This is a genomic window from Dysgonomonas sp. BGC7 (genome assembly GCF_001261735.1).
Classification (GTDB): domain Bacteria; phylum Bacteroidota; class Bacteroidia; order Bacteroidales; family Dysgonomonadaceae; genus Dysgonomonas.
Genome location: NZ_CVRP01000018.1, coordinates 58,564 through 75,042 on the forward strand (window position 1 = coordinate 58,564; position 16,479 = coordinate 75,042).

Sequence of the window (16,479 nt, forward strand, 5' to 3'; positions counted from 1 at the left end):
AAATCCTGTCAATATTGTTCCATCACAGGCTGATTGTTCCCATAATTATTATTACCCCTGTTTTGAGGGTCGTTTGTGTTTCGGTTTCTGTTTTTATTTAATTCATTGTTTTTTTGTTCCTTTTCTTCCAGTTGCTTGCGTTTCGAATCCTTTTCTTGTGGCTTCTGCTTCGTTATTTCCAGAGGCTTCTGCGTTGCCAGAGTAGTTGGATCTATTATCCAAGGCTCTTGCTCATCGTATTCAAAAAAAGCTTTTATTTCGAATACCTTAGGCGAATAGCAAACCATTTCGGGTTGCAAATTTTTGTGATAATCTCCTGTATCCCATATCCCATTATTATTGGCATCTAAAATAATGCGGGCATAATAAGTTCCCGGAATCAGATCTCTGAATACTGCCACATTATCTTTGACTCGAGATTTGCGTGTAGGTTTATCCGACTTATCTAAAAGTTCTATAAAAGCAGGAATACTATCTACTCCACTAACGCGTATGGCTAATTGTCCGTACTCATCTTCTGTCTTAACTTTAAACTTCTGATCGAACGTATTGTTCCATAGCCCATATATACTGTGTACCGAAGCAGAGTCTATTTTTATTTTATATTCCTGTCCATATAGCCATCTGTTTCTTATGGTATATTTTCTTGGATTGAGAGAGTCTACTTCCAGCTTGAAGGGAATATTGTTATATACCGTGTCTTTTAATTGCTGTAAAGATATCTTTGTCGACAGAGAGTCTGTTATTGGTTCTTCAAATTCAAGCACTATATTCTTATATGTGTCCCAAGATGATGAAACATTATTTTTCATATTCAGAAATATTGTTTCCGGTTCTTCTTCCTCTCCTTTTTTCTTCTTTTTCTTTTCTTCTTTTTCAGGCTTTTTTCTGTTTCTGTCTACAAATCTGAGAGTATCTGTGAAAGGAACAGATTGATTGAGCGAATCTGTTTTCTGATATGTGATCTTAAAGGCCAGCGTATCCATAGCCATTATGTCTTTGTCTTTGATCCAGTAGATAAGAGTGTCGTTCTTAGTAGTCCTTTCTAATAATCCCCAATTATCCTTTTCTTCGAAGTTTAAAGATTCTATTTGTGGCATGTCGGTAGGAGCCCCAAAAAATATAGATAACTTATTGGGGGTGCGCTCATATTTTTGTAAATATTGGCGCTGAAATCCTGATTTGAAAGATCTTAGAACAATATTGTCAGGTAGAAATCGGGTATATCCGATCTGTTTTATTGTATCAATCTTAGTACGGGTAGTATCAACGAAAACAGTATCGTATTTTATTGCTCTTTCGAACGATGGTTCGATAATATCGTCAGTAAAAGCAATTGCTTCGGCCGGATTGTCATACATATAGTCTCGATTGGTATCGTCAAGCGCGTATATTTTATATCTGCCCGGAGCTACACCGCGAATGGTGAATACTCCACCCTCGTTGGTTCGCGAGATTCTTTCAAATCTTATTTTGGTAAAGGCTGTGTCGCTCATATTGGAATGAAGTCCTACATACATACCTTTTACAGGTTCTAAGTTGTCTGCGGTAAGGATTCTCCCTGATATGGCAAGGGTATCTACCACATCGCCTGTGGAAAAGGAATAAGAGAAGTTTTCTAATGGATTTCCCTCATTGCTATCTGTCAATGAATTTGTGAAATCTATCGTATATGTTGTATTCGGAATCAACGTGTCTTTCAACTCCACAGTAACTCTTCTGTTTACTACCTGGATTACAGGAAATGCCTTCTGAGGAGGGGTAATGATAACATTCTCTGTAGGGCGTTCGACTGCGACATTCTCATCGAACTCGATAACTATTTTGCCTTTATCTACATTGGTCGCATTAAATACAGGTGTGCTTTTTACAACTTTGGGCGGATCCAGATCATAGGCTCCTCCCGAGGGGGTTGCCATGTTGGCGCAAGCTGTGATAATAGTAATAATAGTTACTAAAATAGATAAGGAAAGGATATGCCTTTTCAAATATAGTCGCATCTGTTTATTATTTTTAACGCAAAAATACAACGTTTTATAGATTAAAAGCGATGAGAAGTATATAAAATAGCTTAATATAAACTTTTAAGTTTGTAGAATTACTTATCGTCTATCAGAACTTGGCTGTCACTCTGTAGTTATAGCTATGAAATTTAGTCTTAAACCTTAGCTTTGACTTATTTCGTTGATTTGTCTAAAACCAGTTGAGCTTCGTTACCCATATTGAATAGAAGATCTATAATACTCATGTTGGGAATAAAACCAAACTTTTGAATAAATACCTGATAGTAGGGAACCTCTCTGAATTTGGAGTCCAATAGCCTCCAGTCTTTTTTCGGATTAATTAATTCTCTCCAGTCTTCATATCCGCTATCTCTTTCTTTATATTTGTCAGTGTATGTTATTTCGGGTACTTCAATATTTAATAAATTTAGGATCAGTTCTCTTAAGGCCTCGTTAAAATCGAACAAGAAGTTAAATTTGTTGTGATAGAACGAATGAAAATCGTCTTGATAATATTCGAAAAACGGAGTAGAGTTATATGCCGAAACAATAGCATTCCAGTGCATATGTTGCCAGTTTCCGTGATCGGCGATTCTTACATCTTTAATCAGAGTTTTGTCTCCCGATGAGTGTATAACAGGAATGGACAAAGTGATAGGGCCATTGGCCGAAACAATTACGCAGCGGTTCCGATAAGTTTGCTTTATATAGTTTTCATATCTTTCGATGTAAATCTTTTCTGTTGTCAAAAACTTGCTATAGTATTGCACAGGACCCAAGTATGTAGAAGATAAATAGATTTCCATTTTGAGGCTGTTAATTATTCTATTGGTGAAAAACGTTGGTTCTTATTGCTGCTGTCCCATACATAGAAAGCTTTTCCTATCACATTGTGAAAAGGAACAAATCCTAACGACCGTGAATCTGTTGTGCTGTCTGTATTGTCGGAAAGCATCCAGTAATAGTCGTCGGCAAATGTATAATAACTATGTTCTATTTCGTTTATTCGCAGTACACCATTTGTAATAGTTATTTCTTTGCCTTGTTGTTCCTGCTCAATAAGTCGTTTATATACAATGAGGCTTTCTTCGTTCAATCTGATCTTATAACCTTTGGATGGAACAATAAAAGAATAGTTCTGGGTAGTGTCTATTTCATTTGCGACGGAGAGACTGTCTGCTATAGCTCCCCTCAATAGGAAAGCTTCATATTTGCTTATTTTCAGTCTGATATATATGCTGTCTTGTGTGATATCCCGTTCGGGTATACCCAATTCGCTCAGAATGAATTTCAGTTCTTCACCGTCGCTTAGGGTTGTTTTGTATTGCTTTAGCATATTCGGACTTTCCTCGTATTGCTTCCCGCTAATGAATAGCAATCCTTTCCTCATCTCTATCGTATCTTCGGGTAGAGCTGCACATCGGCTTATGATAAGGCTTCTTTTATCCAAAGGCTTGTCGGTCTCCAACGGATTGTTAAATAATACAATATCATTTTTATTGACACTTTGGGGAGATATTCGCTTATATGGCAATTGCCATATAGAAGAGTAGGATTGTATGCCGCCTATGTTATCGAATGCAAAAGGAATGCTTAGTATAGTTATCGGCAAGCGGATTCCATAGGCTGTTTTATCAATGAGTATCTTGTCTCCATCGTATAATGTTACTTCCATTTGCGGAGAAGATATGGTAAAAGAACTGATAAAGAAGGTACGCACAATTAAAACAATGAGCAAAGTAATCAAAATTACTTTGCCCAGATAAATGTATATGTTTTTCTTCTTTGAAGACATTATTCCATTCCTCAATGATTAAGTTGGATTCACTTTTTATTGCCGGAAGTGAATAGTCTGTTCCAGCGGATCTTACCTCCCAGCCAACTCTTATCCTTGTCTAAGGATAGCCATATAAAGAGAGGTTTGCCTACTACGTGGTCTTCGGGAACAAATCCCCAAACCCTAGAGTCGGCAGAGTTGTCTCTGTTGTCTCCCATCATAAAGTAATAGTCGTACTTGAATGTATATGAATCGGCTTGTTGTCCGTTGATATATACTTTTCCGTCACGATAATCGAAATCGTTAAGTTCATAGTTTTTTATACAGCGGATATATGCAGCCACCTTAAAGTCTATATCTCCATCAAATTTGATTGTTTCGCCACGTTTAGGTATCCATAGTGCAGGGAAATCTCCTGCATAATAATCCTGTTTGTAGGTAATAGGATAAACGTAGTCGTATTCGTCTGTATTTCTTTTTACATTCGCAGCTTTCAGATATTCGTTTCTACCAAATATACTTAAAACAAAAGGCTTGGATTTCAGTTCGGCTATCATTTTCTTTGTCAATGGTACCTGATAAGCAATTCCGAAAGTTCCATTTACAGCCTTAAATCCGAGATTGGTTAGAGTAAGACTATCTACTCTTATTGATGCGGGATTGAAAGCCCTTACAACTTGCTGTCCGTTTTCATTGTAAGTCATGTAGTCATCCTTGCTTACTCCCATTTCGCTAAACATTTCTTCTGTGATAGGAGTGCCATCGGTCTGTACTATATATGCCAACTGCATATTTTCTGGCGAAGCGATTGCTTTACCATTTATGAAAACAGTATCGTTGCGGCCCTCAATAGTTTCTCCCGGAAGTCCGATGCAACGTTTTACATAGTTTTCTCTTCTGTCTACAGGGCGATAAACAACATCTCCGTATGCGCTTTTGTTTCTCCATACATTTTCCCGCTGATCTCTCATACAGATAACATAGTAGTCTGAGTTCTGAGCATTAAGAGCAACTGTGTCTCCCGAAGGATAGTTGAATACAACGATGTCGTTGCGGTCAATGTGTCCTGTTCCTGTAAAGCGTTTATAATCGAGTTGCGGTTTTTCTAAATAAGATTTGAATCCGAAAAAAGGAAATGTATGCTGCATCAGAGGTAAAGAGAATGGAGTCATAGGAGATCTGGCTCCGTAGCTGACTTTGCTTACGCATAAGAAATCTCCAACCAATAAAGACTTTTCGAGCGAGGAAGATGGTATTTGGTAATTTTGGAAGAAGAAAGTGTTGATAATCCATACACCTACCAATGCAAATACAATGGCATCTACCCAGTCGAGTATTTTTCGTACATGCGGATTTTTTGCATTCCGCCATGCTCCCCAAGGGATGAATTTCGTAATGTATATGTCGATAATGACAGGGATGAGTATCAATACTGCCCAATAACCTGTCCAAATCACAAATAGCAGACAACAGATAGAAGCTAATATGGCGTAGATCCACTGTTTGGTTCCTGTTTTTTTCTTTTCTGTGTTGTTATCTAACTTATTAGATGCACTTTTTTCCATATCTTGATTTAAAATTTAAGCATATCGTTCATTCCAAGGAAGCCTTTCTTTCCTTTTACAAATTCTGCTGCCACAACAGCCCCAAGCGCAAAGCCTTTCCTGCTTTTTGCATCATGCTTGATACTGATTATGTCTGCCTCAGATTCGTATATGATTTCGTGTATTCCCGGAACTTCACCTTCTCTTATACAGTGTATTGCCAGATCCGATTTCTTTTCTTCGGTTTCCAGATGCCAGTTGTCCTTTCTGTCGATGTTTTCTATCACTCCTTCGGCTAAAGTAATGGCTGTTCCACTTGGCGCATCCAGCTTGTGTATGTGGTGTATTTCTTCCATTTTTACATCATAGTCGGGGTAGTTGTTCATTATCTTGGCCAGATACTTATTCAGAACAAAAAAGATGTTTACCCCTAAACTATAGTTTGAGGCATAAAAAAATGTTTTGCCATTTTCCTCACAAGCCTTTTTTACTTCGTCTATGTGTTCGAGCCAGCCTGTAGTGCCTGCTACAACAGGTACACCGGCAGCAAAAGCTCTCCTGTAATTATTCAACGCACTTGCCGGAGTAGAGAATTCTATGGCAACATCAGCACTTTTAAATGCATCTGACTCAAAATCATTTATATTGTCGACATCTATTATAGATACTATGGTGTGACCTCTTTGGATTGCTATTTTTTCTATCTCGTGGCCCATTTTACCATATCCGATAAGAGCTATATTCATATTGATAATTAGTTAATAAGTGACTAAAGCGTACAAATATACACAAAAACTTATTTTAATAGGGCAGAGGTTTATTTTTATGCCTAATTATAAGTTTTTTTAAGTTCAGTAGGCTGGAAAGTAGTACCCGTCGACCATCTGCCGCCTGTGAAAAATTCCGAAAAAGCAAATCGTTAAAAACCTGATCTTACGTAGTAGAAAAATAAGAGTCAAAACGACACTTTTCATCAAAAAGAATGCTCACTTTCTTTTTGATTGTGCAAATTGCCAAGTGGATTGAGCAAAATAGAATAAACCCTATTTTTTTTATGACATATTGATAATTTTAGTATTTGTTTTATTCTTTTTTTAGGATATAAAAACCTAAATTTGTAGTCAATCATTTGATTGAGAAACATGTGTTGAATTAATAGATTTTAGAGTATGCATAATGCCCGTTTATGCTGCTCTATTTCAATATAAATAGACCTAAAAACAGTTATGGGAAGAGAAATTAAATTTAGCCTTGTTTACCGTGACATGTGGCAATCGTCAGGAAAATACCAGCCACGCGTAGACCAGTTGACACAAATTGCACCTGTGATTATCGATATGGGCTGTTTTGCCCGTGTTGAAACCAATGGGGGAGCTTTCGAACAAGTAAACCTGCTCTATGGGGAAAATCCGAACAAGTCTGTTCGTGAATGGACTGCGCCTTTCAACAAGGTGGGGATACAAACACACATGTTGGAGCGCGGACTAAATGCACTTCGTATGTATCCTGTTCCTAAAGATGTTCGCCAGTTGATGTTTAAAGTAAAACATGCTCAGGGAACAAATATTTCTCGATCTTTTGATGGACTGAATGATCCGCGCAATCTTGAATTGTCGGTTAAATATGCAAAAGAGGCAGGAATGATATCTCAGACTGCTCTTTGTATAACTCATTCGCCTATCCATACTGTAGATTACTATGTGAATTTTGCGGACAAATTAATCGACTTCGGTGCAGATGAACTTTGTCTTAAAGATATGGCAGGGGTTGGACGTCCGGCTTTCTTGGGCAAGTTGGTGAAAGCATTGAAAGACAGACACCCGAATGTGCCGATCGAATATCACGGACATACAGGTCCCGGTTTTTCTGTGGCTTCTATGCTTGAAGTTGCTCGTGCGGGAGCTGATTATCTGGATACAGCTATTGAGCCTATGGCGTGGGGTATGGTACACCCTGACGTTATCACTATACAGGCAATGTTGAAGGATGCAGGGTTCTCTGTTCCTGATATCAACATGAGCGCATATATGGAAGCTCGCGCATTGACTCAATCTTTTATCGACGATTTCTTAGGATACTGGATCGACCCATCTAACAAGATAATGAATTCTTTGCTTGTTGGCTGTGGGCTTCCGGGCGGTATGATGGGGTCTATGATGGCCGATTTGCGTAATATGCACCCTGCTATCAATATGGCTCTTCGCAACAATGGAAAAGCAGAGGTGACATTGAACGACCTTGTTGTTCAGTTGTTCGACGAAGTAGAATACATTTGGCCTAAACTTGGATATCCACCATTGGTAACTCCATTTAGCCAATATACTAAGAATATTGCTCTAATGAATATCTTCTCTATGGCACAGGGACAACCTCGTTTCTCGAACATAGATAAGGATAGCTGGAATATGATACTTGGTAAGACAGGTACTCTTCCGGGTAAACTTGATGAGGAAATCGTTGAATTGGCAAAATCGAAAGGTTTGGAATTCTATACAGGTAATCCTCAAGACGAATATCCTGATGCATTGGATACATATCGTGAAGAAATGGATAAAAATGGATGGGATTATGGTCAGGATGATGAAGAACTATTCGAACTTGCAATGCATGATCGTCAGTACCGTGACTATAAATCAGGTTTAGCAAAAGAACGTTTCAACGCTGATCTTGAAAAAGAAAAGGAAAAAGCAGGCGCACCTATCATTGTAACACGTCAGGTGGTTGAGGTTCCCGCATTCGATGCTGAAGCTATTGCTGCTAAATTCCCGGATGCTAAGCCAATTCAAGCTACTGTTACCGGACAGGTTATATGGCAAATAGATGTAGATGATGTATCTACCGCTCCTGTTATAGGCACACAGGTGAAAGAGGGGGATGTTATTTGTTTTATACAGACATATTACGGTATTGAAGAAGTTAAGGCTCTTGCTTCGGGCAAAATAGTTCAGATAGAAACTAAACAAGGAGCAAAAGTTCAGAAAAATCAAGTATTGGCATACGTCAACTAATCGATTGTACTAATTACATAGGAAAGGGAGTTTGTTTATAAACTCCCTTTTTGTATTTTTACAAATAGGTTTTGTAAACTAGGAAATGTGTTGCTAAAACTTTATCTATACATAGCCCCTCCAACCTCCCCAAAAGGGAGGCTAGGGCAAAGTCAAGAGTGGCAAAAGGTGACAAATGAAATAGTAGGTAAAAAGTGTACAACTTTGTCAGGTTTTGGTTAAAAAGCTGATCAGTTAACAGCAATCAGTTAGCATAGAAGAAACGAATTTACCGTGTCAGCAATTTCTCCCCTTTGGGGAGACGAAGAGGGGCTGAAAAGAGTCCAAGATTGTCAGGTTTTAGTTAAAATTTTATTTTGAAAGGCTTGAAGTTGTTCTTTCTGTTTAAAACAAGTCTTTGGTTTATACTTATATATTTAAAATGATTATAATGAAAAAAACAGCTTTAGTTTTTGTCTTATTGTTGGCTGTATTAAATAGCTATTCGCAAATATCAGAAAATAAGAAATACAAGATATTACTTACCGGAGCATCATTCGCTAATGACAGAAACGGGTGGTTCGAACTCGGTTGTGAAACTTTGGATGCGACTCCCCTAAACAGGGCTGTGCCGGGACATGCAATTGCAGATGCAGCCAATATGATGAATGAAGGAAAACTGTATTCGAAAGAAGAATTAGAAGATCTGGACGCTTTGGTTATTATGCATGTTCACAACAAGAATGTGGCTGATACCGTCGGACTGAAAAAAAATTATACAGAATATAAAACACCTTTCGATAGATCTAATTATGCGGCAGCTTACGATTATGTAATCAAGAGATATATCTCAGAGTGTTATAATCTTAAGTTTGATAAAAGTTCGAAGTTTTTCGGAACAGAGAGTGGCAAACCTGTTGTTATAATCTTATCGACACATTGGCATGATGGACGTACTGTATTTAATCCTGCGATTCGTCAGCTGAGCGAAAAATGGGGTTTCCCTCTTATCGAATTTGATAAATATATCGGCTTTTCCAAAAGTCAGGTGCATCCTGTCGCAGGAAAGCAGTTCAGTGTATTATACACAAATAATAATACAGAAGAGATTGATGGAACTGTGTTTGGATGGCATCCTCTGGAGGGAAAAGATAAATATATCCAACAGCGTATGGCTGCTATATTTGTAGACTTAATGAAAAAGGTTTTACCTTTGAGATAATGCTATACCTGAAAGAATATATTACCGAGTCTACCTGTATTGGTATATGGAAGATGGACGAGTCCGTAGAGGAGCTTTTGTCTGCTATCTCTCATGCCGAATGGATTCAGAATATATACTCTATAAAGTCGGAAACAAGGATAAAGGAGGTCTTATCTGCCCGCTTGCTCATCAAGGAGCTTGCCGGAGAAGAGAAAGAAGTCTATTACAATGATTCGGGAAAGCCTTTTCTTGCCGATCGATCATACCATATAAGTGTATCGCATACAAAAGGTTATGTAGCAGTAGCTTTTAACGCAGAGAAGGAAATAGGGCTTGATATAGAATTGATTTCCGAAAAGATAAGGCGAGTTAAAAGCCGGCTGATCTCAGCATCTGAATATATTGATGAGAATAACGATTTGATTCACTTATTACTGCATTGGTCTGCCAAAGAGGCTATGTTTAAGTTTATAGATGTAAGTGGAGTCAACTTCTTAGATCATTTGTTTGTAGGGGCATTTACTCCCGAGCAAGAAGGAGCTTTCAGAGCTTCGGAGAGGAGAACGAACGCAAAGCATGAATTCCATGCTTTTTATAGAGTGGAAAAAGACTTTGTTTTGGTATGTCTGGAAGCAGATGACTAACCTGCTCCCGAGACATGAATTCTTTATTTCATGAGGAAGCTGAAATCGTCGTTTGCCGACAGCTCTTTAGGTTCTTCTCCATATTTAAATATGCGAGCAGATTTTTTGCCTATAAGTTTTAAGGTATCCCCTTCAAGGTTTAGCATTGATCCTTCTCGAAGCCCGACTACAAAGATGTCTTGATTCTCAGTGATAAATTCGTTTATGCGATCTTCTCTCGTTTCGCCACCATGTCCTTGCGGATGTACATCCAGATAATGGGGGTTGATCTGGAACGGAACAAGGTTTATTACGTCAAATCCTTTTGGGTCGATGATAGGCATATCATTTGTTGTGCGTAGGGTAGGGCATGCGACATTCGAACCGGCGCTCCATCCTATATATGGTGTTCCCGATTTTGCTTTCGATTGTATCAGGTCGATGATTCCATTGTCGCGCATAGTGAGTACAAGCTTCCAAGTGTTGCCGCCGCCTACAATAATAGCTTCTGCCTGTTTTACGGCCTCTTGCGGATCGCTGAAATGATGGATGCTGGCTACGCTATGGCCTATCTCCCGAAAACGGTTGTTTACTTTCGCTTCGTATTCATCGTAGGAGAAAGTTACCGCCGCATAGGGTATAAACAGTGCTTTTACGGGTTTAGTTCCCAGGAATTCTTTGATGTTGTTTTTAGGGTAGCCCAGATAGGGTTCTCCGGGATTGGTTGAATTGCTAATTAATAATAGTCTCATAGTACTTATATTTTTTGGTATAGTTACAAATATAGGGATAATTGCACAAACAGCGAACTATTTGCCTTTCTTCCAGTTTTCATAATCGGTAATGAAGCCTCTACACATCCAGTTAGCCAGTGCCTGTCTGTTGTTAGGGTCTAAGAAGCGTCTTTGATCGAAACTGTTCTGAATGTTTCCCAGTTCGGCAAATATTCCGACAGGGGTTGTTTTATCCAATACATACAAGCTTCTTGCGCCTACTGTCCCAGAGAATCCTCTATCGGGCTGATGCTTGTCATAATGTTCGGCAAATGTGTCTCGCATGGTGTTGGTCAGTTTTTTTCCTCCACTACTTTTCTCAGCATGATAGAAGAAAACATCCAGTTGTTGTCTCTTACTTCTGCTGTCGAGATGGATAAATGCAGCTCTCTTATATTTAGCCTTCGATTTTCTTGCTAAGCTATTTATCTTATCTGTCCTTTGCTTGAGCCTTTTCACCTGATTCAGAGGGATAGCTTCACCCATACATGTTTCTCTTTTGCTATTGGTCAGGTATCTGTCGTCTCTGATTCCGTCCTGTGCATCTTGTATGATCATGTAAACTGTAGCTCCTTCTTCAATTAGATTACGTGCCAAACGAAGGGTTATATCATAAGCATATTCATCTTCATGCAATTCTTTTCCATCTGCTTTGCCTATTGCTCCCGGATCGGGTCCTCCATGTCCGCTTGAAAGGAAGAAGCAGGTTCCTTTTAATTTGTTCGATTTGATATCGTAATTTTCATACTTTGCCCCAAAGAGTTTATTCGTCTTTTGTTCTCCTTTTTGAGAATTCTCGGAAGATTTATCTATACTATGAGTTTTCGCAGGTTGGGCAGATGGCAGAATATATATTACTCCTTTGAGTAGGGAATTGTTCTTTCCGAATTTACCTTTGTTTAATTCTAAGAATTTGTTATAACTTTCGTCCCCTACTATCTTATTTCGTATAAGAAAAGCCTGCATACCTTCTCCATTACGAGGAGTGGCTTTGTTGTTTTGAGAGAAAATACAAATACTGAAGATGGTAAATAATAAAAGAGTGCAAATACGCTTCATAAGCAGTTATTTTGTCCTATAAAAATGAAGTTTTGCAAATATAGGGAGAATCATATAAAAATAAAACCGATGCTCCTATCGAAGCATCGGTTTTCTATAATATTAAGAAAAGAGTTTCTTATTTTTTGCGTTGTACGCGGTTCCATCCATAAACAGCTTTGTCTCCAAGCTCTTCCTCGATACGAAGAAGTTGGTTGTACTTAGCCATGCGATCTGTACGGCTTAGAGAGCCTGTTTTGATCTGTCCTGAATTGGTTGCAACAGCGATATCTGCGATAGTTGCATCTTCAGTCTCTCCCGAACGGTGAGATGTAACGCTTGTGTATCCTGCGCGGTGAGCCATTTCGATAGCATCCAGAGTTTCAGAAAGTGTACCGATTTGGTTTACTTTGATAAGGATAGAGTTTGCACATCCGCTTTCGATACCTTTTTTAAGGAATTCTACGTTGGTAACGAATAAGTCGTCTCCAACAAGTTGAACTTTGTCGCCGATAGCTTCTGTAAGTTTCTTCCATCCGTCCCAGTCTCCTTCGTCCATACCATCTTCGATAGAGTCGATAGGGTATTTTTCAGTAAGTTCTTTTAAGAATTTAACCTGATCTGCAATTTTGCGTTTAGCTCCGTCTTTTCCTTCGAATTTGCTATAGTCATAAACCTTAGATTTTTTGTCGAAGAACTCAGAAGCAGCACAGTCAAGAGCAATAGTGATGTCTTTTCCTGCTTTGTATCCTGCATCTTTAATAGCTTTAAGGATTGAGTCCAAAGCGTCTTCTGTACCGTTTAGTGCAGGTGCAAAACCTCCTTCGTCACCTACAGCTGTACTAAGACCACGATCATGAAGAACTTTTTTCAAAGCATGGAATACTTCAGCACCCATTCTAAGACCTTCTTTGAACGATTTGGCACCTACCGGACGAATCATGAACTCTTGGAATGCAATAGGAGCATCAGAGTGAGAACCTCCGTTGATGATATTCATCATAGGAACAGGAAGTGTATATGTGTTTGTTCCTCCTATATAACGATATAAAGGTAGTTCTAGATAATTTGCAGCAGCTTTGGCTACAGCAAGAGAAACTCCTAAGATCGCATTAGCACCAAGTTTAGATTTTGTTTTAGTACCGTCCAATGCTAACATTTTGTGGTCAATTCCTCTCTGGTCAAGAGAAGATTCACCTTCTAATGCTGGAGCGATTATCTTATTCACATTGTCTACTGCTTTAGTAACACCTTTTCCGCCATAGCGTTTTTTGTCTCCATCGCGAAGTTCCAATGCTTCGTTTTCACCAGTTGAAGCTCCTGATGGAACTGCTGCACGGCCTAGTATACCACATTCAAGCGTAACATCAACTTCAATTGTTGGATTTCCTCTTGAATCCAAGATTTCACGTGCGAAAATTTTCTCGATTCTCATTGTTTTTAATATTTAAAATATGAATAATGTATATTGCTTTTTCGTTTGTTAAATTTGACTAGCAAAAGTACTTCTTTTTCTCGTATTTAGCCAATTAAATAGAACAGAAATTGTATGCATGTCGTTAATTTATATAATAGGTCTTTAATTATTATTATATAGATAAAGTATTCCATTAATTATCACTAATTTTATGTTGTCTTGCATTTAAGTTATTTATCGGGATCAATAACTTTGTAAACAACTAAACATCTATGAGTCATGCTTTCTTCTAACTATCAACTATTAAAACATCAATTACTAAAAACAATTCCTTCTAAGAGAATTATTACGAATCCTTTACAGTTGCTGGCTTATGGAACAGATGCCAGCTTTTACCGTCTTATTCCAAAGATTGTGGTTCAGGTGCACAGAGAAGAGGAAGCTGTAGAGGTAATCAGACAATCGACACGATTGAATATACCTATAACATATCGAGCTGCCGGAACAAGTCTTTCGGGACAGGCTATTACCGACTCGGTACTAATGGTTGCAACGCATGAATGGCGCAAATATACTATTCTCGATAGTAATGCCTCGAAGATAAAATTGCAGCCGGGAATAACAGGGGCAAGAGCGAACGTCTACCTGAAACCTTTCGGTAGAAAAATAGGTCCTGATCCGGCATCTATAAATGCAGCAATGATTGGAGGAATAGCTGCGAATAATGCTAGTGGCATGTGTTGCGGTACAGATCAGAATTCGTACAAGACTATTGCCGATATTCGCATTGTTTTCTACGACGGAATAATACTGGATACATCAGACGAAAGAAGTAAACAAGAGTTTGCAGAGAAACATCCTGAAATAATAAGTGAGATTGAGAAATTAAGGGATGAGATAAAGGGGGATATTACCCTGTCGGAACGTATCAAACAAAAGTTCAAGATAAAGAACACTACAGGATACAGCATCAATGCATTGGTAGACTATGAAGATCCGATAGATATAATAAAGCATCTGATGATTGGTTCGGAAGGGACATTGGCTTTTATCTCCGACATCACATACCATACTGTTGTAGATGAAAAGTATAAGGCATGTACACTTATGATATACGAAACCATAGAGACTGCGTGCGATGTGGTGCCTATGCTAAAGAAAACTCCGGTGTCGGCTGTCGAATTGCTCGACAGGGATGCCATCCGTTCCATTGAAGACGATCCGGAGGCTCCTGCCTATTTCAGAACGTTGCCCGAAACAGCATGTCTACTGTTAGTAGAGATACAGGGAAACAACCAAGACGAGATGAAGGATAAGGAAACGATTATCCGCAAAACAGTGGAGACTGTACCTACCTTGCAACCATATGTATTTACCTCCGACCCTAAAGAATATAACTTCAACTGGAAAGCCCGTAAAGGACTACTGTCTTCTATTGGAGGGTTGCGCAAAACAGGAACTACCTGCCTGATAGAAGATGTCGCCTTTCCTATGGCTAGCTTAGGCGAAGCTTGTGTTGCGCTTAAAGAGTTATTTAAGCGGATGGGATATGAGGATGCCGTATTGTACGGGCATGCCTTAGATGGAAATTTTCATATCGTGTTCTCTCAAGATTTCAATACGCCTAGTGAGGTACAGAAGTATGCTGATATGATGGATGAGCTGGCAGATATTGTTGTCAATAAATTTGATGGCTCTTTAAAGGCCGAACATGGTACCGGGCGAAATATGGCACCATTCGTAGAAAAAGAATGGGGAGAAGCTGCCTATAAAATCATGTTGCGGATAAAGGATGCGTTCGATCCGTATCATATGATTAATCCGGGGGTGGTTATAAATAAGAATCCTAAGATCCATCTTGAGAACTTGAAGCCATTGCCTGCCGCTGACGACATTATTGATAAATGTATGGAGTGTGGGTTCTGTGAACCTAACTGTGTGGCCGAAGGGCTTACTTTGTCGCCAAGGCAACGTATTGTTATTGCCCGTGAAATTTCCCGTTTGAAGGTATTGGGTGAAGACACCGGACGACTGAAACAAATGTTGCATGATGCTAAATACTATTCGAACGAAACCTGTGCCACAGATGGGCTTTGTGCTCTTGCCTGTCCTGTAAAGATAGACACAGGTAAGTTTATAAAGGAAATACGCCATGAAGAGGCTTCGCCTACAGCAAAAAAAGTGGCAGGATATATTGGTGAGCATATGTCTGCAACGACATCTGTATTGCGAGGCGGGTTAAACTTCGTTCACTTCTTCCATTCTATATTAGGCGACACTTTGATGGGTGGCATTGCATCAGGTATGCGTACGTTATCTTTTAAGGCTATACCAAAGTGGAACAAAGATTTGCCCCAAGGTGGGCGAAAAATACACCCCTTGCCTATAGACAAGGAGCAGCAAAACAAGGTTGTCTATTTCCCGTCCTGCATAAACCGATCAATGGGGAAATCGAAAGGGTACGACAAAGGCGATGTAGAGCTCACTCGCAAAACACAGGAACTGCTGCAACGAGCCGGATTCTCCATCATTTATCCTGAGGGCATAAATGAACTGTGTTGTGGCATGGCTTTCAGTAGTAAGGGGCTGAAAGAGGAAGGAAGCCGCAAGTCGAAAGAACTGGAAGAAGCCTTGCTAAAAGCCTCGGAAGTAGGTAAATACCCTGTCCTGTTCGATATGAGTCCCTGCTTCTATACATTCCATGAGGCATATACAAATAAAGATATTAAAATATATGATCCCATCGAATTTATGCTGGACTTCGTAATGCCAAAACTGGAAGTGAAACATCCCCGCGATATTGTAACCGTATTCCCTGTTTGCTCTGTAAAGAAAATAGGGATGGAAGATAATCTGCTGAAACTGGCAAAAATGTGTTCCAAAGAAGTGGCGTTCGTTGAAACCAACTGCTGTGGATTTGCCGGAGACAGAGGTTTTACCTATCCCGAACTGAATGCTCATGGACAGAGGCATCTGGCGGAACAAATACCATCCGATTGCAAAGACGGTTATTCTACAAGTCGTACTTGCGAAATAGGAATGAGCGAATACAGCGATATTAACTTTAAGTCGATTTTTTACCTCATCGATGAAGTTACCAAATAAACAATGTC

The 16,479-nt window shown here is 39.1% G+C and carries 12 protein-coding genes; 4 read left to right on the forward strand and 8 right to left on the reverse strand.

The features are described 5' to 3' along the window. Nucleotides 1–8: 8 nt before the first annotated feature. The 5 genes from BGC7_RS14780 to dapB form a co-directional block, all read right to left on the reverse strand. Nucleotides 9–2,000 (reverse strand): Ig-like domain-containing protein, encoded by a 1,992-nt coding sequence (locus tag BGC7_RS14780; protein ID WP_050702374.1) that lies wholly within the window; start codon nt 1,998–2,000, stop codon nt 9–11. 176 nt (nt 2,001–2,176) lie between these two features. Beyond that, nucleotides 2,177–2,809: a WbqC family protein gene (locus BGC7_RS14785; protein ID WP_050702375.1), complete on the reverse strand. Its 633-nt coding sequence runs from the start codon at nt 2,807–2,809 to the stop codon at nt 2,177–2,179. A gap of 14 nt (nt 2,810–2,823) precedes the next feature. After that, nucleotides 2,824–3,798: a signal peptidase I gene (gene lepB, locus BGC7_RS14790; protein ID WP_050702376.1), complete on the reverse strand. Its 975-nt coding sequence runs from the start codon at nt 3,796–3,798 to the stop codon at nt 2,824–2,826. 29 nt (nt 3,799–3,827) lie between these two features. Beyond that, the gene (lepB, locus tag BGC7_RS14795) at nt 3,828–5,345 is read right to left on the reverse strand and encodes a signal peptidase I (protein ID WP_050702377.1); all 1,518 of its coding nucleotides are present in this window, start codon (nt 5,343–5,345) and stop codon (nt 3,828–3,830) included. An 8-nt stretch (nt 5,346–5,353) separates the two neighbouring features. Then, nucleotides 5,354–6,070 (reverse strand): 4-hydroxy-tetrahydrodipicolinate reductase, encoded by a 717-nt coding sequence (dapB, locus tag BGC7_RS14800; RefSeq protein ID WP_050702378.1) that lies wholly within the window; start codon nt 6,068–6,070, stop codon nt 5,354–5,356. Between the two features lie 480 nt (nt 6,071–6,550). Between dapB and BGC7_RS14805 the strand changes: the two genes are divergently transcribed. From BGC7_RS14805 to BGC7_RS14815, 3 genes are all read left to right on the forward strand, one after another. Then, nucleotides 6,551–8,332, forward strand: coding sequence for a biotin/lipoyl-containing protein (locus BGC7_RS14805; RefSeq protein WP_050702379.1), 1,782 nt, complete (start codon nt 6,551–6,553; stop codon nt 8,330–8,332). Between the two features lie 430 nt (nt 8,333–8,762). After that, the gene (locus BGC7_RS14810; RefSeq protein WP_050702403.1) at nt 8,763–9,533 is read left to right on the forward strand and encodes a DUF5040 domain-containing protein; all 771 of its coding nucleotides are present in this window, start codon (nt 8,763–8,765) and stop codon (nt 9,531–9,533) included. Beyond that, nucleotides 9,533–10,159, forward strand: a complete 627-nt coding sequence (locus BGC7_RS14815; RefSeq protein ID WP_050702380.1) for a 4'-phosphopantetheinyl transferase superfamily protein — start codon at nt 9,533–9,535, stop codon at nt 10,157–10,159. Before BGC7_RS14810 ends, BGC7_RS14815 begins: the two co-directional genes overlap by 1 nt. A 23-nt stretch (nt 10,160–10,182) precedes the next feature. Here the strand turns inward: BGC7_RS14815 and pepE are convergent, their stop codons facing one another. The 3 genes from pepE to eno all read right to left on the reverse strand — a co-directional run bounded on the left by pepE (nt 10,183) and on the right by eno (nt 13,384). Continuing rightward, nucleotides 10,183–10,890 (reverse strand): dipeptidase PepE, encoded by a 708-nt coding sequence (gene pepE, locus BGC7_RS14820; RefSeq protein WP_050702381.1) that lies wholly within the window; start codon nt 10,888–10,890, stop codon nt 10,183–10,185. A gap of 57 nt (nt 10,891–10,947) precedes the next feature. Next, entirely contained in the window at nt 10,948–11,970 is a 1,023-nt protein-coding gene (locus tag BGC7_RS14825) for an N-acetylmuramoyl-L-alanine amidase family protein (RefSeq protein WP_050702382.1), read from the reverse strand. Nucleotides 11,971–12,088: 118 nt separating this feature from the next. Continuing rightward, nucleotides 12,089–13,384, reverse strand: coding sequence for a phosphopyruvate hydratase (gene eno, locus BGC7_RS14830; RefSeq protein ID WP_050702383.1), 1,296 nt, complete (start codon nt 13,382–13,384; stop codon nt 12,089–12,091). A gap of 261 nt (nt 13,385–13,645) precedes the next feature. Here eno and BGC7_RS14835 point away from each other — a divergent pair, with 261 nt between their 5' ends. After that, nucleotides 13,646–16,471: an FAD-binding and (Fe-S)-binding domain-containing protein gene (locus BGC7_RS14835; RefSeq protein WP_050702384.1), complete on the forward strand. Its 2,826-nt coding sequence runs from the start codon at nt 13,646–13,648 to the stop codon at nt 16,469–16,471. Nucleotides 16,472–16,479 lie beyond the last annotated feature (8 nt).